General features: G+C 52.9%; 17 protein-coding genes and 1 tRNA gene. 11 read left to right on the plus strand and 7 right to left on the minus strand.

The window, feature by feature from the left end; translation table 11 throughout:
- Positions 1 to 19: 19 nt before the first annotated feature.
- Entirely contained in the window at positions 20 to 1321 is a 1302-nt protein-coding gene (ygiF, locus tag ACJHW7_RS13060) for an inorganic triphosphatase (protein ID WP_001626004.1), read from the minus strand.
- 241 nt (positions 1322 to 1562) lie between these two features.
- Between ygiF and ACJHW7_RS13065 the strand changes: the two genes are divergently transcribed.
- Positions 1563 to 2183, plus strand: a complete 621-nt coding sequence (locus ACJHW7_RS13065; protein ID WP_001125331.1) for a TIGR04211 family SH3 domain-containing protein — start codon at positions 1563 to 1565, stop codon at positions 2181 to 2183.
- A gap of 63 nt (positions 2184 to 2246) precedes the next feature.
- Positions 2247 to 3485: a fused tRNA nucleotidyltransferase/2',3'-cyclic phosphodiesterase/2' nucleotidase/phosphatase Cca gene (gene cca / locus ACJHW7_RS13070; protein WP_040234924.1), complete on the plus strand. Its 1239-nt coding sequence runs from the start codon at positions 2247 to 2249 to the stop codon at positions 3483 to 3485.
- A gap of 180 nt (positions 3486 to 3665) precedes the next feature.
- Here the strand turns inward: cca and bacA are convergent, their stop codons facing one another.
- Positions 3666 to 4487, minus strand: a complete 822-nt coding sequence (bacA, locus tag ACJHW7_RS13075) for an undecaprenyl-diphosphate phosphatase (protein WP_001305111.1) — start codon at positions 4485 to 4487, stop codon at positions 3666 to 3668.
- A gap of 90 nt (positions 4488 to 4577) precedes the next feature.
- On the minus strand, positions 4578 to 4946 hold the full coding sequence (gene folB / locus ACJHW7_RS13080) for a bifunctional dihydroneopterin aldolase/7,8-dihydroneopterin epimerase (protein WP_001295541.1): 369 nt from the start codon (positions 4944 to 4946) through the stop codon (positions 4578 to 4580).
- A 104-nt stretch (positions 4947 to 5050) separates the two neighbouring features.
- Between folB and plsY the strand changes: the two genes are divergently transcribed.
- A complete protein-coding gene (gene plsY / locus ACJHW7_RS13085) occupies positions 5051 to 5668 on the plus strand; it encodes a glycerol-3-phosphate 1-O-acyltransferase PlsY (protein ID WP_001272796.1) in 618 nt (205 codons plus the stop codon).
- A gap of 12 nt (positions 5669 to 5680) precedes the next feature.
- On the opposite strand, the gene ttdR is transcribed toward plsY, so the two are convergent.
- Positions 5681 to 6613 carry an L-tartrate utilization transcriptional activator TtdR gene (gene ttdR, locus ACJHW7_RS13090; protein ID WP_040234922.1) on the minus strand — a complete coding sequence of 311 codons (933 nt, stop codon included), beginning with the start codon at positions 6611 to 6613 and terminating at the stop codon, positions 5681 to 5683.
- A 206-nt stretch (positions 6614 to 6819) separates the two neighbouring features.
- Between ttdR and ttdA the strand changes: the two genes are divergently transcribed.
- The 3 genes from ttdA to ttdT are packed head-to-tail and all read left to right on the plus strand — an operon-like array spanning position 6820 to position 9845.
- Positions 6820 to 7731: a L(+)-tartrate dehydratase subunit alpha gene (gene ttdA, locus ACJHW7_RS13095; RefSeq protein ID WP_000986789.1), complete on the plus strand. Its 912-nt coding sequence runs from the start codon at positions 6820 to 6822 to the stop codon at positions 7729 to 7731.
- Positions 7728 to 8333, plus strand: a complete 606-nt coding sequence (ttdB, locus tag ACJHW7_RS13100; RefSeq protein WP_000722957.1) for a L(+)-tartrate dehydratase subunit beta — start codon at positions 7728 to 7730, stop codon at positions 8331 to 8333. The genes ttdA and ttdB overlap by 4 nt, the downstream gene beginning before the upstream one ends.
- Before the next feature lie 48 nt (positions 8334 to 8381).
- Positions 8382 to 9845: an L-tartrate/succinate antiporter gene (ttdT, locus tag ACJHW7_RS13105; RefSeq protein WP_000804928.1), complete on the plus strand. Its 1464-nt coding sequence runs from the start codon at positions 8382 to 8384 to the stop codon at positions 9843 to 9845.
- Between the two features lie 42 nt (positions 9846 to 9887).
- Here ttdT and tsaD read toward each other — a convergent pair whose 3' ends face one another.
- Positions 9888 to 10901 (minus strand): tRNA (adenosine(37)-N6)-threonylcarbamoyltransferase complex transferase subunit TsaD, encoded by a 1014-nt coding sequence (gene tsaD / locus ACJHW7_RS13110; protein ID WP_001264365.1) that lies wholly within the window; start codon positions 10899 to 10901, stop codon positions 9888 to 9890.
- A 237-nt stretch (positions 10902 to 11138) separates the two neighbouring features.
- Between tsaD and rpsU the strand changes: the two genes are divergently transcribed.
- From rpsU to rpoD, 3 genes are all read left to right on the plus strand, one after another.
- Positions 11139 to 11354 carry a 30S ribosomal protein S21 gene (gene rpsU / locus ACJHW7_RS13115; protein WP_001144069.1) on the plus strand — a complete coding sequence of 72 codons (216 nt, stop codon included), beginning with the start codon at positions 11139 to 11141 and terminating at the stop codon, positions 11352 to 11354.
- A 110-nt stretch (positions 11355 to 11464) separates the two neighbouring features.
- The gene (gene dnaG / locus ACJHW7_RS13120) at positions 11465 to 13210 is read left to right on the plus strand and encodes a DNA primase (RefSeq protein ID WP_000918827.1); all 1746 of its coding nucleotides are present in this window, start codon (positions 11465 to 11467) and stop codon (positions 13208 to 13210) included.
- 194 nt (positions 13211 to 13404) lie between these two features.
- A complete protein-coding gene (gene rpoD / locus ACJHW7_RS13125) occupies positions 13405 to 15246 on the plus strand; it encodes an RNA polymerase sigma factor RpoD (RefSeq protein WP_000437371.1) in 1842 nt (613 codons plus the stop codon).
- Between the two features lie 78 nt (positions 15247 to 15324).
- Here the strand turns inward: rpoD and mug are convergent, their stop codons facing one another.
- The gene (gene mug / locus ACJHW7_RS13130) at positions 15325 to 15831 is read right to left on the minus strand and encodes a G/U mismatch-specific DNA glycosylase (protein ID WP_040234919.1); all 507 of its coding nucleotides are present in this window, start codon (positions 15829 to 15831) and stop codon (positions 15325 to 15327) included.
- A 124-nt stretch (positions 15832 to 15955) separates the two neighbouring features.
- On the opposite strand from mug, the gene ACJHW7_RS13135 reads away from it, so the two are divergent.
- A tRNA-Ile gene (locus tag ACJHW7_RS13135) sits at positions 15956 to 16031 on the plus strand.
- A 53-nt stretch (positions 16032 to 16084) separates the two neighbouring features.
- On the opposite strand, the gene nfeF is transcribed toward ACJHW7_RS13135, so the two are convergent.
- Positions 16085 to 16849 (minus strand): NADPH-dependent ferric chelate reductase NfeF, encoded by a 765-nt coding sequence (gene nfeF, locus ACJHW7_RS13140; protein WP_001066497.1) that lies wholly within the window; start codon positions 16847 to 16849, stop codon positions 16085 to 16087.
- A gap of 287 nt (positions 16850 to 17136) precedes the next feature.
- On the opposite strand from nfeF, the gene nfeR reads away from it, so the two are divergent.
- Positions 17137 to 17760, plus strand: coding sequence for a DNA-binding transcriptional regulator NfeR (gene nfeR / locus ACJHW7_RS13145; protein ID WP_000018005.1), 624 nt, complete (start codon positions 17137 to 17139; stop codon positions 17758 to 17760).
- Position 17761 lies beyond the last annotated feature (1 nt).

Raw genomic sequence — 17761 nt, forward strand, 5'->3', positions numbered from 1 at the left:
CGATTTTATCCTTGCCTGATTAACGTTTTCCGCTGTGCAACCAGAACGGTTCCTGATTGTTTGCCTCATTACGGAAATGTTCAATTTCGATGCGTTGCCCGGTCGCAATAGCGTGATGCAGCCCCTGCCAGTTCTCCAGCCAGGCTTGCGCGACGACAGGATCATAGTAACCCGCCAGCAACAGTATTGAGTCAATATCACGCGTCAGGCGTGGCAACTGGTCACGGTAGCGATCGCCTAACGGCTGGCAGAAAACGCTTTTCAGTTCAGCGGCATGGCGGGAAAGATGGATATCGGCAAAGCGTTTGAAGGAGTCGCTGATTTTGCCCTGCGCTTTGGCATCTAAAAATGGCTGCCACGCTTTGCTTACCAACCATTCGGTCAACGCCAGCTTCGCCATTGCCGTTTCGGTAGAGTAGACCGCCGTCACGGCAGAAACCGCAGAAGCAATGGTCGCTTCGCATTGGGTCAGCAAATCACGTAAGTGAGTGCTCGCTTTACGCGGCACAATACCACCGAACAGCATCAGCGTATGACGGACCAGGCTAATGGCTGCCAGCACCTGTTCTTTCGCCGCATCGTTGCCGCGTACCCACAGTTCTTCATGATACTGCCATTGCGCTAACGCCAGCTCGAGCGCCGCTTCCAGCCCCTGTTCCACATCGGCTTTTGCCGCAACATGCAAAATGGTGGTCGGTTTGATTTCACGCGCCGGATTGCCCTGCGCCAGATGATAGCCACGCGCCGCTTTGCTCAGGCTGCCCTGGCGTAATCCGATTTGCGATACCAGTTGGTTCGCCAGTTTCAGCACCGCGCGCGTGTCGCCGCTAAGCAGCTCCAGTTCCAGCTCACAGATAGGTTCAGCAAATTCCCCCGCTTTCACCTCACCCTGATCGAGAGCGATTTCAATTCGGCTGCCATCGACCGCCACCAGCCATTTTTCGCGATAAAAATCGGTGCTGAACAGCGGTTGTACGCGGGAAGCGAGATCGGCGGGCAATTCGCCGTTCGGCCAGACTTCCGTCGGTAACTGCGCCAGGTCGAGCGTCGGTTCGCTCAACGCCACGTTATATTCCGGGCGCTGGTGTAAGCCGCCTGTCACTCTTCCTGCAACTTTCATGGTCATCTCATAGCGACCGTTTTCGCCACGAATACGTAAGCCCATATCGTGCCCACGCAACCAGTTATCCGGCGTTTCGTAGTAAATATTCAGTAACTGCACGGGGTCATGGTGCTCGCCGCCCAGCGTATTGAGATGGTCACGCAACGCCTCAACGGCGCTGTGATTAACAATAAACTTTAATTCGATTTCCTGAGCCATGGCCTTTACTTATCGGTTATGTCACATAAGTGACGATGAACGGCGAACTTAATGCGATCTTTTTTGTCAGTAGATAGTATTTTGCGCCAAATTGCCATGCAACGGGCAATTTGACGGGCGTAAAAGTTTGAAGCAGTGGCAAGACCTGACACAGAGGATTCCGATTGATGTCGAATGCTTTGCGTAGCGACACTGATGCCACTACTATCGTTCCACTTTCCATGACAATAACGACAGCCTGATGCCAAAATTACGCCTGATCGGATTAACTTTACTCGCACTTAGCGCGACTGCCGTCTCACACGCTGAAGAAACGCGCTATGTTTCTGACGAACTGAATACCTGGGTCCGTAGCGGTCCGGGAGATCATTATCGCCTCGTGGGCACGGTTAACGCCGGCGAGGAAGTGACCTTATTACAAACTGACGCCAACACCAATTATGCCCAGGTGAAAGACAGCTCTGGCCGTACCGCCTGGATCCCGTTGAAACAACTTAGCACTGAGCCAAGCCTGCGCTCCCGTGTGCCAGATCTGGAAAATCAGGTCAAAACTCTGACCGATAAACTCACCAATATCGATAACACCTGGAATCAGCGCACCGCAGAAATGCAGCAAAAAGTGGCGCAGAGCGACAGCGTGATCAACGGGTTAAAAGAAGAAAATCAGAAACTGAAAAACGAGCTGATTGTCGCGCAGAAAAAGGTCGATGCCGCCAGCGTACAGCTGGATGACAAACAGCGCACCATCATCATGCAATGGTTTATGTATGGCGGCGGCGTGCTGGGGCTTGGCTTGCTGCTCGGTCTGGTACTGCCGCACCTGATCCCAAGCCGCAAACGCAAAGATCGCTGGATGAACTAAATCGCCTTCTTCGTTGCACTGTCTTATTATTAGGAATTGTGTATTTGACGAAGGGATGATGGCGTGAAGATTTATCTGGTCGGTGGTGCTGTTCGGGATGCATTGTTAGGGCTACCGGTCAAAGACAGAGATTGGGTAGTGGTCGGCAGTACGCCACAGGAGATGCTCGACGCGGGCTACCAGCAGGTAGGCCGCGATTTTCCTGTGTTTCTGCATCCGCAAACGCATGAAGAGTATGCGCTGGCACGTACCGAACGGAAATCCGGCTCCGGTTACACCGGTTTTACCTGCTATGCCGCACCGGATGTCACGCTGGAAGATGATCTTAAGCGTCGCGATCTGACCATTAATGCGCTGGCCCAGGACGATAACGGCGAGATTATCGACCCGTACAACGGTCTGGGCGATCTGCAAAATCGTCTGTTGCGCCATGTTTCCCCCGCTTTTGGCGAAGATCCGTTACGCGTATTGCGCGTGGCGCGTTTTGCTGCGCGTTATGCCCACCTCGGTTTTCGTATTGCCGATGAAACTCTGACGCTGATGCGCGAGATGACCCATGCGGGTGAACTGGAACACCTGACGCCTGAACGGGTGTGGAAAGAGACGGAAAGCGCCCTCACCACCCGCAATCCCCAGGTGTTCTTCCAGGTACTGCGCGATTGCGGTGCACTTCGCGTTTTATTCCCGGAAATTGACGCCCTGTTTGGCGTTCCGGCCCCTGCCAGGTGGCATCCGGAAATCGACACGGGTATTCATACCTTAATGACGCTCTCAATGGCGGCGATGCTGAGTCCGCAGGTCGATGTCCGTTTCGCAACTTTATGCCACGATCTCGGTAAAGGACTGACGCCGCCAGAACTCTGGCCGCGTCATCATGGTCATGGCCCGGCGGGTGTTAAGTTAGTGGAACAACTATGCCAGCGTCTGCGCGTGCCAAATGAAATTCGCGATTTAGCCAGACTGGTGGCTGAGTTTCACGATCTCATCCACACCTTCCCAATGCTGAACCCAAAAACCATCGTCAAATTATTTGATTCCATCGATGCCTGGCGTAAACCGCAGCGTGTCGAGCAACTGGCGCTGACCAGCGAGGCTGACGTGCGCGGCAGAACCGGTTTTGAATCAGCGGACTACCCGCAAGGCCGTTGGTTGCGCGAAGCCTGGGAAGTGGCGCAGTCAGTGCCGACAAAAGCCGTCGTTGAAGCGGGATTTAAAGGCGTGGAGATTCGCGAGGAGCTGACCCGACGGCGGATTGCGGCGGTAGCCAGCTGGAAGGAACAACGTTGCCCAAAGCCTGAATGAGTATTGGGCATTTTGCCGGATGCGGCGTAAACGCCTTATCCGGCTACACGTCAACGACAGTTGTAGGCCAGATAAGACGCGCAAGCGTCGCATCAGGCGTTGATTGCCGGATGCGGCGTGAACGCCTTATTCGGCCTACGCAATCGTGGACAATGCCAGGCATCCGACACTATTCCTCAATCAAAAGAACACAACATACACCGCAGCCGCCACAATAAAGCGATAAATGGCGAACGGGATAAACGAAATGCGCTTAATCAATTGCAGGAAGGTTTTAATCGCTATCAGCGCCACCACAAAAGCGGTGATAAACCCAACGGCAAACATCGGGATATCGCCGGTTGTCAGGAAGCCCCAGCTTTTGTAGAGATCGAGCGCCGTTGCGCCCATCATCATCGGCACCGCTAGCAGGAACGAGAACTCGGAAGCAGCGTAACGGCTCACCCCCATCAGCATCCCACCTGAAATGGTCGCCCCGGAGCGGGAGAAACCCGGCCACAGCGCCAGACACTGGAAACAGCCAATCATAAACGCCTGACGATAGGTCATATCATCAAGACCCGGCGCACGCGGCTCTTTCGGCTTCAGGCATTCGGCGGCAATCAGCAACAAACCGCCAACGACCAGCGCATACATCACATTTATCGGGTTAAACAATGACTTAATCGTGTCGTGGAACAACAGCCCCAGTACCACCGCCGGAATCATCCCCAGCAAAATGTGGATCAGCGTTAAACGACCTTTGCTTTCTCCTTCGTGCTGCAACGGGCGGCCAAAGTGGATGCCAATCAGGCCAAACAGACGCCGCCAGAACATCACTACTACCGCCAGAATTGATCCTAACTGGATCACAACTTCAAAGGTTTTCGCCGTGTCGCCCTCAAACCCCAACAAGTGACCGACAATAATCATATGGCCCGTGCTGGATACCGGCAGAAATTCTGTCAATCCTTCGACCACACCCAATATTGCCGCTATCAGCAGCGAGTGCATATCGCTCATCAATAAACCCCTAAATTATTAAAATGTACCGCTTGTCCGAACTACTGCAGTATGACCAGGTTATAACCGTTTGGTTTAACAGCTGTAAAATTAATTATTTTCTTTCAGATTATTGCCACGCTCAATGATTACGCCAACATTCGCCGCCCGCGCCACTGCGCCTGGCTTGCTGAGTTTGATACGCACCCACGGCGAGTTGAAGCGTGCTAACAGCAGCTCCGCCACCTCTTCCGCCACGCGCTCCACCAGCGCAAAACGTGCCCCCTCGACGTGGCTGACCACCGTTTCTGCAATGTCAGCGTAGCTGAGGCAATCCGCCACATCATCACTTTTCGCCGCTTTACGGTTATCCCACGCCATTTCGATATCGAACACTAACTTCTGTTCGATGGTCTGTTCCCAGTCGTAAACACCAATAGTGGTGATTACCGAAAGTTGCTCTATAAATACAATATCCATCACGTCCTGCCTGCTTTTTGGCTAACCGGATACCACTTCCGGCGAAATGTGCGTATTATCCACAGATTCATCGTTGAACACGAATTTTCAAAACGGAACAGCTTATGAGTGCAATCGCGCCTGGAATGATCCTCATCGCGTACCTCTGCGGCTCCATTTCCAGTGCCATTCTGGTTTGCCGCTTGTGTGGGCTGCCCGATCCGCGAACCAGCGGCTCCGGCAATCCAGGCGCAACCAATGTGTTACGTATCGGTGGCAAGGGAGCAGCCGTAGCAGTACTGATTTTCGACGTTCTGAAAGGAATGTTGCCTGTCTGGGGCGCGTATGAATTAGGTGTCAGCCCATTCTGGCTAGGCTTAATTGCCATCGCCGCCTGTCTTGGACACATCTGGCCCGTTTTCTTCGGTTTTAAAGGAGGAAAAGGCGTTGCTACCGCTTTTGGTGCCATCGCACCAATTGGCTGGGATCTCACCGGAGTAATGGCGGGAACCTGGTTACTGACCGTGCTATTGAGCGGATACTCGTCGCTGGGAGCGATTGTCAGTGCACTGATTGCTCCGTTTTATGTCTGGTGGTTTAAGCCACAATTCACCTTCCCGGTTTCGATGCTCTCTTGCCTGATCCTGCTGCGTCATCATGACAACATCCAGCGTCTGTGGCGTCGTCAGGAGACAAAAATCTGGACGAAATTCAAAAGAAAGCGCGAAAAGGATCCCGAGTGATTTCTGGTGGATCTACATGACCTGATAGCCTTCATCGGGCTTGCCCAGCCATTGCTGGCACCATGCCGCCAGAAATTCCACGCAGACACGTAATTTCATGCTGCGATAGAGCGGCTCCCGGTAAACAGCCCAGATATTGGCGCTTTGTGCATACTCCGGCAATACTTGCACCAGTTTGCCACTCTCCAGAAACGGCAACACATCCCACTCGGAACGCAGCATAATCCCTTTGCCCTCCAGCGCCCATTGCAGCACAATCTCGCCGCTATTGGAGGAAAGATGCCCGCTTACCTTCACCGATTTTTTCTCCTGACCGTTCCCCAACTCCCATATTCCGTGGGTCATATCGCGCTCTTTGGTCACCAGACAGTCATGACGACTTAATTCCTGTAGGGATTGTGGCTGCGGATATTTTTGCAGATACTCAGGTGCTGCGCATAATATTCTTTTATTTTTTGTCAAAAGATGCGCAATATAATAATCAGGAATTTCGTCATTAATACGAATATCCAGATCAATATTATCCTGCACTAAATCAATTTGTCGATCGAACAATTCAAAATGCACCTGTAACTCAGGATAATTGCGCATCAGTTCGGTAATGGCTGGCGCAATATGGCTGCGCCCAAAACCAAAACTGCAACCAATACGAATCATCCCCTCCGGGCGCGTTTTGATTTGCGTGACGTCATCGACCAATCGCTGATATTGGGTGAGGATTTCCAACGCATGTTCGTAACAACGTTGACCACTTTCAGTCAGCGCCACGCCGCGAGCGGAACGGTTCAGCAGCGTTGTTGCCAGCGTATTTTCAAGGATTTGGATCCGCTTGGTGACAAATGCAGGCGTCTGCCCAAGCGTCGCCGCTGCAGCGCTAAAACTCCCGCTGTGGACGATTTCTACCAGTACCTGCAAGTCTTTGGCTAAAGGCCAGCTATTCAGCATCGTTAATTATCCGCAGTTGTGATAAGCGCAGTGTATTTCGCAAAACATTGCCATTCCCTGCTCTGGCGCAATATTCATTCTTATTTTCGCGTTGATTCACGAACTGTTAATTACATATTCACGGTGGCAAAAAATATAAAACCACATTTTTAGTGGTAGTTTGTAGCGGTGAATTTTTCCAGACAAATACAGAAACTGGAGTTGCCATGATGAGCGAAAGTAATAAGCAACAGGCAGTGAATAAGTTGACGGAGATTGTCGCTAACTTTACCGCCATGATTTCTACCCGAATGCCTGATGACGTGGTGGATAAACTAAAACAGCTAAAGGATGCCGAAACGTCGTCAATGGGGAAAATTATCTACCATACGATGTTCGACAACATGCAAAAAGCGATTGACCTGAATCGTCCTGCCTGTCAGGACACCGGGGAGATTATGTTCTTCGTTAAAGTCGGTTCCCGCTTCCCACTGCTTGGCGAGCTGCAAAGCATACTCAAACAAGCCGTGGAAGAGGCGACCATCAAAGCGCCACTGCGTCACAATGCGGTAGAAATTTTTGACGAAGTAAACACCGGCAAAAATACCGGTAGCGGCGTACCGTGGGTCACCTGGGATATCGTCCCCGACGGTGACGATGCGGAAATCGAAGTTTACATGGCAGGCGGCGGCTGCACGCTACCTGGCCGCTCGAAAGTATTAATGCCGTCAGAAGGCTACGAAGGCGTAGTGAAATTCGTCTTCGAAAATATCTCCACCCTCGCCGTAAACGCCTGTCCACCGGTACTGGTGGGCGTGGGCATCGCCACCTCGGTGGAAACCGCCGCCGTGCTCTCGCGAAAAGCCATTTTGCGCCCGATTGGCAGCCGCCACCCCAATCCAAAAGCGGCAGAGCTGGAGCTACGCCTGGAAGAAGGACTCAACCGTCTGGGGATTGGTCCACAAGGGCTGACTGGCAACAGTTCAGTGATGGGCGTGCATATCGAATCTGCCGCTCGCCATCCGTCAACCATCGGCGTTGCTGTTTCTACAGGCTGCTGGGCGCATCGTCGCGGCACACTGCGAGTTCATGCCGATCTCACCTTTGAAAATCTGTCTCACACCCGGAGCGCGTTATGAAAAAGATCCTGACAACCCCGATCAAAGCTGAAGATCTGCAAGATATTCGCGTCGGCGATGTGATCTACCTGACCGGTACGCTGGTGACCTGCCGCGACGTTTGTCACCGCCGCTTGATCGAACTGAAACGTCCGATCCCTTACGATCTCAACGGCAAAGCGATTTTCCACGCTGGCCCCATCGTGCGCAAAAACGGCGACAAATGGGAGATGGTCTCCGTCGGTCCGACAACCAGTATGCGTATGGAAAGTTTTGAACGTGAATTTATCGAGCAGACCGGCGTGAAACTGGTGGTCGGCAAAGGCGGAATGGGGCCGCTGACCGAAGAAGGCTGCCAGAAATTCAAGGCGCTACATGTGATTTTCCCGGCAGGCTGCGCGGTGCTGGCGGCAACCCAGGTGGAAGAGATTGAAGAGGTGCACTGGACAGAACTCGGGATGCCGGAGTCACTGTGGGTCTGCCGGGTCAAAGAGTTCGGCCCGCTGATTGTCTCTATTGATACCCACGGCAACAACCTGATAGCCGAAAACAAAAAGCTGTTCGCCGAACGCCGCGATCCCATCGTGGAAGAGATCTGCGAGCACGTCCATTACATCAAATAACCCTCCCGGAGAGGCTCGCCCCCTCTCCTTTTTCGCAGGCATAACACGATGAAACCTTCCACTGAATGGTGGCGATACCTTGCGCCGCTGGCGGTCATCGCCATTATTGCTCTAATTCCGGTTCCCGCAGGGCTGGAGAGTCATACCTGGCTCTACTTTGCCGTTTTTACTGGCGTAATCGTTGGACTGATCCTCGAACCCGTGCCAGGTGCCGTGGTGGCGATGGTGGGTATATCCATCATCGCCATACTCTCTCCCTGGCTGCTGTTCAGCCCGGAGCAGCTCGCTCAGCCAGGCTTTAAATTCACTGCAAAATCCCTCTCGTGGGCCGTTTCCGGTTTTTCTAATTCGGTTATCTGGCTGATTTTCGCCGCCTTTATGTTTGGCACAGGCTATGAAAAAACCGGGCTGGGGCGACGTATCGCGCTGATTCTGGTGAAAAAGATGGGGCATCGCACGCTGTTTCTTGGCTATGCGGTGATGTTCTCCGAGCTGATCCTGGCACCTGTCACACCGTCCAACTCGGCGCGTGGTGCGGGGATTATCTATCCCATCATCCGTAACCTGCCGCCGCTCTATCAATCACAACCAAACGACAGCAGTTCACGCAGTATTGGCTCGTACATCATGTGGATGGGGATTGTTGCCGACTGCGTGACCAGCGCCATTTTCCTGACGGCGATGGCACCAAACTTGCTGTTAATTGGACTGATGAAAAGCGCATCTCACGCCACGCTGAGTTGGGGCGACTGGTTCCTCGGGATGTTGCCGCTCAGTATTTTACTGGTCCTGCTGGTTCCCTGGCTGGCTTACGTGCTGTATCCGCCGGTACTGAAGTCTGGTGATCAGGTACCGCGCTGGGCAGAGACGGAACTGCAGGCAATGGGCCCGCTCTGTTCGCGTGAAAAACGGATGCTGGGGCTGATGGTAGGCGCGCTGGTGCTGTGGATTTTCGGCGGTGATTATATCGATGCCGCGATGGTCGGTTACAGCGTGGTGGCGCTGATGCTGCTTCTGCGCATTATCAGTTGGGACGACATTGTCAGTAATAAAGCCGCGTGGAACGTTTTCTTCTGGCTGGCCTCGCTTATCACCCTCGCGACCGGACTCAACAACACCGGTTTTATTAGCTGGTTTGGCAAACTGTTAGCAGGCAGCTTAAGCGGTTATTCGCCGACGATGGTGATGGTGGCGTTGATTGTGGTGTTTTATCTACTGCGCTACTTTTTCGCCAGCGCCACGGCGTATACCTCCGCTCTCGCACCGATGATGATTGCCGCTGCGCTGGCGATGCCGGAAATCCCGCTGCCGGTGTTCTGCCTGATGGTTGGTGCGGCAATTGGTCTGGGGAGCATTCTTACACCATACGCCACCGGCCCCAGTCCGATTTACTACGGCAGTGGTTATCTGCCAACGGCGGATTACTGGCGACTGGGGGCGATTTTTGGGCTGATATTCCTCGTATTGCTGGTGATTACCGGCTTACTGTGGATGCCCGTGGTGTTGCTTTAAGTGAGGACGGTGCCGGAAATTGCTCTCCGGCACCCAATAGTTTTACGCAGCCGGTAACTCCGCCAGCGGCCAGCGCGGACGCACGCTAACGCCGAGATCCGCCGTCGCGCCTGCTTTAAACCGCACCATTCCGGCATAGGCGATCATCGCACCGTTATCAGTACAAAATTCCGGACGCGCGTAGAACACTTCGCCGCGGCGTTTTTTCATCATTTCCGCCAGTTTCGCCCGCAGCGTGCGGTTAGCACTCACGCCGCCGGCCATTACCAGTCGCTTAAAGCCCGTCTGATCCAGCGCACGCTTACACTTAATCATCAACGTATCGACCACCGCATCTTCAAAGGCGCGGGCGATATCAGCACGCGTCTGGTCGTCGGTGCCGTTGTCACGAATCGTGTTCGCCGCAAAGGTTTTCAGACCAGAAAAGCTGAAATCCAGCCCCGGACGGTCGGTCATCGGACGCGGGAAAACAAAGCGCCCGGCAGTACCCTGAGCCGCCATTTTCGACAGTAACGGTCCGCCAGGATAATCCAGCCCCAGCAGCTTCGCGGTTTTATCAAACGCTTCACCGGCGGCATCATCGATAGACTCACCGAGCAACTCGTACTGACCAATGCCAGTCACGCTGATTAACTGCGTATGCCCGCCGGAAACCAGCAGCGCGACAAACGGAAATTCCGGCGGGTTATCTTCCAGCATCGGCGCTAACAGATGCCCTTCCATATGATGTACAGGGATCGCCGGAACGTTCCAGGCAAACGCCAGAGAACGCCCCACGGTCGCGCCAACCAGCAGTGCGCCGACTAATCCAGGGCCTGCGGTATAGGCCACAGCATCAATGTCTTTTGCCGTTAAACCAGACTCCTTTAGCGCCGCCTGGATCAACGGTACGGTTTTACGCACATGATCGCGGGAGGCCAGTTCAGGCACGACGCCGCCGTAGTCAGCGTGCAATTTCACCTGACTATACAATTGGTTGGCTAGCAAACCTTTTTCATCGTCGTAAATGGCGATGCCGGTTTCATCGCAGGAAGTTTCAATACCCAGTACACGCATGACTTGTTTTACCTCGCTTTATTACCGCGCAGTGTAGGACCAATGCGGGTTGATGTAAAACTTTGTTCGCCCCTGGAGAAAGCCTCGTGTATACTCCTCACCCTTATAAAAGTCCCTTTCAAAAAAGGCCGCGGTGCTTTACAAAGCAGCAGCAATTGCAGTAAAATTCCGCACCATTTTGAAATAAGCTGGCGTTGATGCCAGCGGCAAACCGAATTAATCAAAGGTGAGAGGCACATGCCGGTAATTAAAGTACGTGAAAACGAGCCGTTCGACGTAGCTCTGCGTCGCTTCAAGCGTTCCTGCGAAAAAGCAGGTGTTCTGGCGGAAGTTCGTCGTCGTGAGTTCTATGAAAAACCGACTACCGAACGTAAGCGCGCTAAAGCTTCTGCAGTGAAACGTCACGCGAAGAAACTGGCTCGCGAAAACGCACGCCGCACTCGTCTGTACTAATTCCCCGAGAGCGTTGCTCTCCGATCAGACCGAGTTGTAGTTGTAAGGCCGTGCTTCCGAAAGGAATGCGCGGCTTATTTTCGTTTATGAATTGCTAAAAATCGGGGCCTATGGCTGGACGAATCCCACGCGTATTCATTAATGATCTGCTGGCACGCACCGACATCGTCGATCTGATCGATGCCCGTGTGAAGCTGAAAAAGCAGGGCAAGAATTTCCACGCGTGTTGTCCATTCCACAACGAGAAAACCCCGTCCTTCACCGTTAACGGTGAGAAACAGTTTTACCACTGCTTTGGATGTGGCGCGCACGGCAACGCGATCGACTTCCTGATGAACTACGACAAGCTCGAGTTCGTCGAAACGGTCGAAGAGCTGGCGGCAATGCACAATCTTGAAGTGCCATTTGAAGCAGGTAGCGGCCCCAGCCAGATCGAGCGCCATCAGCGGCAAACGCTTTATCAGTTGATGGACGGTCTGAATACGTTTTACCAACAATCTTTACAGCAACCTGTTGCCACGTCTGCGCGCCAGTATCTGGAAAAACGCGGATTAAGCCACGAGGTTATCGCTCGCTTTGCGATTGGTTTTGCGCCCCCCGGCTGGGACAACGTCCTGAAGCGGTTTGGCGGCAATCCAGAAAATCGCCAGTCATTGATTGATGCGGGGATGTTGGTCACTAACGATCAGGGACGCAGTTACGATCGTTTCCGCGAGCGGGTGATGTTCCCCATTCGCGATAAACGCGGTCGGGTGATTGGTTTTGGCGGGCGTGTGCTGGGCAACGATACCCCCAAATACCTGAACTCGCCGGAAACAGACATTTTCCATAAAGGCCGCCAGCTTTACGGTCTTTATGAAGCGCAGCAGGATAACGCTGAACCCAATCGTCTGCTTGTGGTCGAAGGCTATATGGACGTGGTGGCGCTGGCGCAATACGGCATTAATTACGCCGTTGCGTCGTTAGGTACGTCAACCACCGCCGATCACATACAACTGTTGTTCCGCGCGACCAACAATGTCATTTGCTGTTATGACGGCGACCGTGCAGGCCGTGATGCCGCATGGCGAGCGCTGGAAACGGCGCTGCCTTACATGACAGACGGCCGTCAGCTACGCTTTATGTTTTTGCCTGATGGCGAAGACCCTGACACGCTGGTACGAAAAGAAGGTAAAGAAGCGTTTGAGGCGCGGATGGAGCAGGCGATGCCGCTTTCCGCATTTCTGTTTAACAGCCTGATGCCGCAAGTTGATCTGAGTACCCCTGACGGGCGCGCACGTTTGAGTACGCTGGCACTGCCATTGATATCGCAAGTGCCGGGCGAAACGCTGCGAATATATCTTCGTCAGGAATTAGGCAACAAATTAGGCATACTTGATGACAGCCAGCTTGAACGATTAATGCCAAAAGCGGCAGAGAGCGGCGTTTCTCGCCCTGTTCCGCAGCTAAAACGCACGACCATGCGTATACTTATAGGGTTGCTGGTGCAAAATCCAGAATTAGCGACGTTGGTCCCGCCGCTTGAGAATCTGGATGAAAATAAGCTCCCTGGACTTGGCTTATTCAGAGAACTGGTCAACACTTGTCTCTCCCAGCCAGGTCTGACCACCGGGCAACTTTTAGAGCACTATCGTGGTACAAATAATGCTGCCACCCTTGAAAAACTGTCGATGTGGGACGATATAGCAGATAAGAATATTGCTGAGCAAACCTTCACCGACTCACTCAACCATATGTTTGATTCGCTGCTTGAACTGCGTCAGGAAGAGTTAATCGCTCGTGAGCGCACGCATGGTTTAAGCAACGAAGAACGCCTGGAGCTCTGGACATTAAACCAGGAGCTGGCGAAAAAGTGATTTAACGGCTTAAGTGCCGAAGAGCGATCGGGAAGCCCCCGACAGCCGCACTGAGAGGCAGCGGCAAATATATAAGTACGCCCTCGTAATTATCGTTGGCGGTAAACAACCGTTGGATTTCAGCGTTAACGGCTGAAGGACATCGGGTCAATCGCCCAACACCAACCTCATGAAATAAGTGTGGATACCGTCTTATGGAGCAAAACCCGCAGTCACAGCTGAAACTTCTTGTCACCCGTGGTAAGGAGCAAGGCTATCTGACCTATGCCGAGGTCAATGACCATCTGCCGGAAGATATCGTCGATTCAGATCAGATCGAAGACATCATCCAAATGATCAACGACATGGGCATTCAGGTGATGGAAGAAGCACCGGATGCCGATGATCTGATGCTGGCTGAAAACACCGCGGACGAAGATGCTGCCGAAGCCGCCGCGCAGGTGCTTTCCAGCGTGGAATCTGAAATCGGGCGCACGACTGACCCGGTACGCATGTACATGCGTGAAATGGGCACCGTTGAACTGTTGACCCGCGAAGGCGAAATTGACATCGCTAAGCGTATTGAAGACGGGATCAACCAGGTTCAATGCTCCGTTGCTGAATATCCGGAAGCGATCACCTATCTGCTGGAACAGTACGATCGTGTTGAAGCAGAAGAAGCGCGTCTGTCCGATCTGATCACCGGCTTTGTTGACCCGAACGCAGAAGAAGATCTGGCACCTACCGCCACTCACGTCGGTTCTGAGCTTTCCCAGGAAGATCTGGACGATGACGAAGATGAAGACGAAGAAGATGGCGATGACGACAGCGCCGATGATGACAACAGCATCGACCCGGAACTGGCTCGCGAAAAATTTGCGGAACTGCGCGCTCAGTACGTTGTAACGCGTGACACCATCAAAGCGAAAGGTCGCAGTCACGCTGCCGCTCAGGAAGAGATCCTGAAACTGTCTGAAGTATTCAAACAGTTCCGCCTGGTGCCGAAGCAGTTTGACTACCTGGTCAACAGTATGCGCGTCATGATGGACCGCGTTCGTACGCAAGAACGTCTGATCATGAAGCTCTGCGTTGAGCAGTGCAAAATGCCGAAGAAAAACTTCATTACCCTGTTTACCGGCAACGAAACCAGCGATACCTGGTTCAACGCGGCAATTGCGATGAACAAGCCGTGGTCGGAAAAACTGCACGATGTCTCTGAAGAAGTGCATCGCGCCCTGCAGAAACTGCAGCAGATTGAAGAAGAAACCGGCCTGACCATCGAGCAGGTTAAAGATATCAACCGTCGTATGTCCATCGGTGAAGCGAAAGCCCGCCGTGCGAAGAAAGAGATGGTTGAAGCGAACTTACGTCTGGTTATTTCTATCGCCAAGAAATACACCAACCGTGGCTTGCAGTTCCTTGACCTGATTCAGGAAGGCAACATCGGTCTGATGAAAGCGGTTGATAAATTCGAATACCGCCGTGGTTACAAGTTCTCCACCTACGCAACCTGGTGGATCCGTCAGGCGATCACCCGCTCTATCGCGGATCAGGCGCGCACCATCCGTATTCCGGTGCATATGATTGAGACTATCAACAAACTCAACCGTATTTCTCGCCAGATGCTGCAAGAGATGGGCCGTGAACCGACGCCGGAAGAACTGGCTGAACGTATGCTGATGCCGGAAGACAAGATCCGCAAAGTGCTGAAGATCGCCAAAGAGCCAATCTCCATGGAAACGCCGATCGGTGATGATGAAGATTCGCATCTGGGGGATTTCATCGAGGATACCACCCTCGAGCTGCCGCTGGATTCTGCGACCACCGAAAGCCTGCGTGCGGCAACGCACGACGTGCTGGCTGGCCTGACCGCGCGTGAAGCAAAAGTTCTGCGTATGCGTTTCGGTATCGATATGAACACCGACCACACGCTGGAAGAAGTGGGTAAACAGTTCGACGTTACCCGCGAACGTATCCGTCAGATCGAAGCGAAGGCGCTGCGCAAACTGCGTCACCCGAGCCGTTCTGAAGTGTTGCGTAGCTTCCTGGACGATTAATCGGTAGGCCGGATCAGGCGTTACGCCGCACCCGGCACCTGTCCCTTTGCACAAACGCCACCTTTTCGGTGGCGTTTTTTATCGCCCACGCACTACCAGCGCCTGGTCCAGCTCGCGATACGCTTCAACCAGTTTCTCCAGTGAAACGCGACTTAAACCGCTGGGATTTGGCAGCACCCAAATCTGCGTCGAACCAATGGTGAGCGTTTGTTTCCCCCACTGTGCACCGCGCTGGCTGAATCCCTGTTCATATGCTTGTTTGCCCAGAATTGCCAACGCTTGCGGCTGATAATCTTCAATTTTTTCAATCAGCTTACGCCCACCTGCGTGTAGCTCTTGCTTTGAAATTTCATTGGCTTGCACCGTTGGACGGTCTACCAGTTTGGTGACGCCACAACGATAATCCAGCAGATGCTGTGCCTCCTGCGGCTTCAACTGACGGTCGGTAAACCCGGCCTGATATATCACCTTCCAGAAGCGATTTGCCGGATGAGCAAAGGGAAAACCAGTCCCGGCGGATGAAAGCCCAGGGTTGATACCGCAAAACACGACCCGTAACCCCGGAGCCAAAATATCCTCAACCATATTTACTCCTTTCTAACATCACCAGGAAAAGTATAACGGATTGAAAATACATTGTTTATAAAAACAGCAGGCGCGCGGTAATGGCTGGATTGCGACACGGAGTTACTTTATAATCCGCTACCATGGCCCCTTAGCTCAGTGGTTAGAGCAGGCGACTCATAATCGCTTGGTCGCTGGTTCAAGTCCAGCAGGGGCCACCAGACATAGCAAAGGCTGACGAGAAATCGTCAGCCTTTTTCTTTTTATATATCAGTTACTTTGCGTGCCAGTAAGCCGCCGCGCGTACCCGCTGTGGGTCATACTGTTCCGCTTCAAAGCGACGGCTTAAATTCTTAACGACTTTGCCTTCGCCGGTTATCCAGATGAAGTAATCATCGGCAGGGATTTGCATCTGCGCCAGACGCGCATCTACCGCCTGCTCATCATGTGCCAGCCATTCGATATTAAAACCATCAAGGTGCGCGAGATAATCCTGACAGGCGTTATCCCGCACGCTAACCAGCGCGCTAACTTGCGGTTTAACGGCAAGTTTGCTCAACGTTTCCAGGCGGCGGCGCAGTGCGGGCATTCCGGATTCATCGCAGACATACAGCTGATACGCGTAATCTTCCGGCACCACCAGCGAACCGCGCGGACCTGCCACCGTGAGTTTATCGCCCGGTTGGGCCTGCATTGCCCAGCTACTGGCGACGCCGTCTTCGTGAATAAAGAAATCAATCGCTAGTTCATGGCGTAGTTCGTCATACAACGGCGTATAGTCACGCGACGGTGGGCGTGGTCCTTCCGGCCAGACGATGCCCTCTTCCGTTACCGTTGGCGGCACAAAGTGAGCGTCAGGTTGAGGAAAGAAGAGTTTGCTGTGATCGTCAAAGCCGCGCGATGTAAAACCGTCCAGCGCCTCGCCGCCAAGGACAATGCGCTGAAAACCGGCGCTGATACGCTCAACGCGTAGCACAGTCAGTTCACGGAAGCGCAGATCATTGCGAACGCGCTGCGGGTAGCGAGGGGTGTTATTCATTGTTATCGCCTTCGTGATGGTAATCAGATATATCTAAATAAAACTCGCAAATGATAATGATTGTTAATCATGATAAATGCAAGCGATTTGTAGAACTGATATGTCTATAGTCTGATAAGACGAACCGCCTCTTCTCAGGCATCATTACTCAACGCCGGATGCGGCGTGAACGCCTTATCCGGCCTACGTGTGAGATGAGTCCACGTTTAAAAATCATTTTTACACTTGCAAGAGCTCTCATATCAGATATAAATTAGATATATCTAATTAAGCAAAAGGAGGCTGATATGAGCCATCATCACGAAGGGTGTTGTAAACATGAAGGCCAGCCACGCCATGAGGGCTGCTGCAAAGGTGAGAAGTCAGAACACGAGCACTGCGGACACGGTCACCAGCATGAACACGGTCAATGCTGCGGTGGTCGCCACGGTCGCGGCGGCGGTCGTCGACAACGTTTCTTTGGTCACGGTGAATTGCGTCTGGTGATTCTGGATATTCTCTCGCGCGATGACAGCCACGGTTACGAATTGATTAAAGCGATTGAGAATCTAACCCAAGGGAATTACACCCCAAGCCCGGGCGTCATCTACCCGACGCTGGATTTTCTGCAGGAGCAGTCGCTGATTACCATCCGCGAAGAGGAAGGTGGTAAGAAGCAGATTGCGCTGACCGAACAAGGCGCGCAGTGGCTGGAAGAAAACCGCGAACAGGTGGAGATGATTGAAGAACGCATCAAAGCGCGTTGCGTTGGCGCTGCGCTGCGCCAGAACCCGCAAATGAAGCGGGCGCTGGATAATTTTAAAGCGGTGCTGGATTTACGCGTCAACCAGAGTGATATCACTGATGCACAAATAAAAAAGATCATTGCGGTGATCGACCGCGCCGCTTTTGATATTACGCAACTGGATTAAT

Origin of the sequence: Escherichia sp. WS1152 (assembly GCF_046487665.1) — a bacterium.
In the GTDB taxonomy this organism is placed as follows: domain Bacteria; phylum Pseudomonadota; class Gammaproteobacteria; order Enterobacterales; family Enterobacteriaceae; genus Escherichia; species Escherichia coli.

Coding starts and splice junctions, on each gene's coding strand:
- ygiF (WP_001626004.1), bottom strand. CDS start 1,321: ATGGCTCAGGAAATCGAATTAAAGTTTATTGTTAATCACAGCGCCGTT.
- ACJHW7_RS13065 (WP_001125331.1), top strand. CDS start 1,563: ATGCCAAAATTACGCCTGATCGGATTAACTTTACTCGCACTTAGCGCG.
- bacA (WP_001305111.1), bottom strand. CDS start 4,487: ATGAGCGATATGCACTCGCTGCTGATAGCGGCAATATTGGGTGTGGTC.
- folB (WP_001295541.1), bottom strand. CDS start 4,946: ATGGATATTGTATTTATAGAGCAACTTTCGGTAATCACCACTATTGGT.
- plsY (WP_001272796.1), top strand. CDS start 5,051: ATGAGTGCAATCGCGCCTGGAATGATCCTCATCGCGTACCTCTGCGGC.
- ttdR (WP_040234922.1), bottom strand. CDS start 6,613: ATGCTGAATAGCTGGCCTTTAGCCAAAGACTTGCAGGTACTGGTAGAA.
- ttdA (WP_000986789.1), top strand. CDS start 6,820: ATGATGAGCGAAAGTAATAAGCAACAGGCAGTGAATAAGTTGACGGAG.
- ttdB (WP_000722957.1), top strand. CDS start 7,728: ATGAAAAAGATCCTGACAACCCCGATCAAAGCTGAAGATCTGCAAGAT.
- ttdT (WP_000804928.1), top strand. CDS start 8,382: ATGAAACCTTCCACTGAATGGTGGCGATACCTTGCGCCGCTGGCGGTC.
- tsaD (WP_001264365.1), bottom strand. CDS start 10,901: ATGCGTGTACTGGGTATTGAAACTTCCTGCGATGAAACCGGCATCGCC.
- rpsU (WP_001144069.1), top strand. CDS start 11,139: ATGCCGGTAATTAAAGTACGTGAAAACGAGCCGTTCGACGTAGCTCTG.
- dnaG (WP_000918827.1), top strand. CDS start 11,465: ATGGCTGGACGAATCCCACGCGTATTCATTAATGATCTGCTGGCACGC.
- rpoD (WP_000437371.1), top strand. CDS start 13,405: ATGGAGCAAAACCCGCAGTCACAGCTGAAACTTCTTGTCACCCGTGGT.
- mug (WP_040234919.1), bottom strand. CDS start 15,831: ATGGTTGAGGATATTTTGGCTCCGGGGTTACGGGTCGTGTTTTGCGGT.
- nfeF (WP_001066497.1), bottom strand. CDS start 16,849: ATGAATAACACCCCTCGCTACCCGCAGCGCGTTCGCAATGATCTGCGC.
- nfeR (WP_000018005.1), top strand. CDS start 17,137: ATGAGCCATCATCACGAAGGGTGTTGTAAACATGAAGGCCAGCCACGC.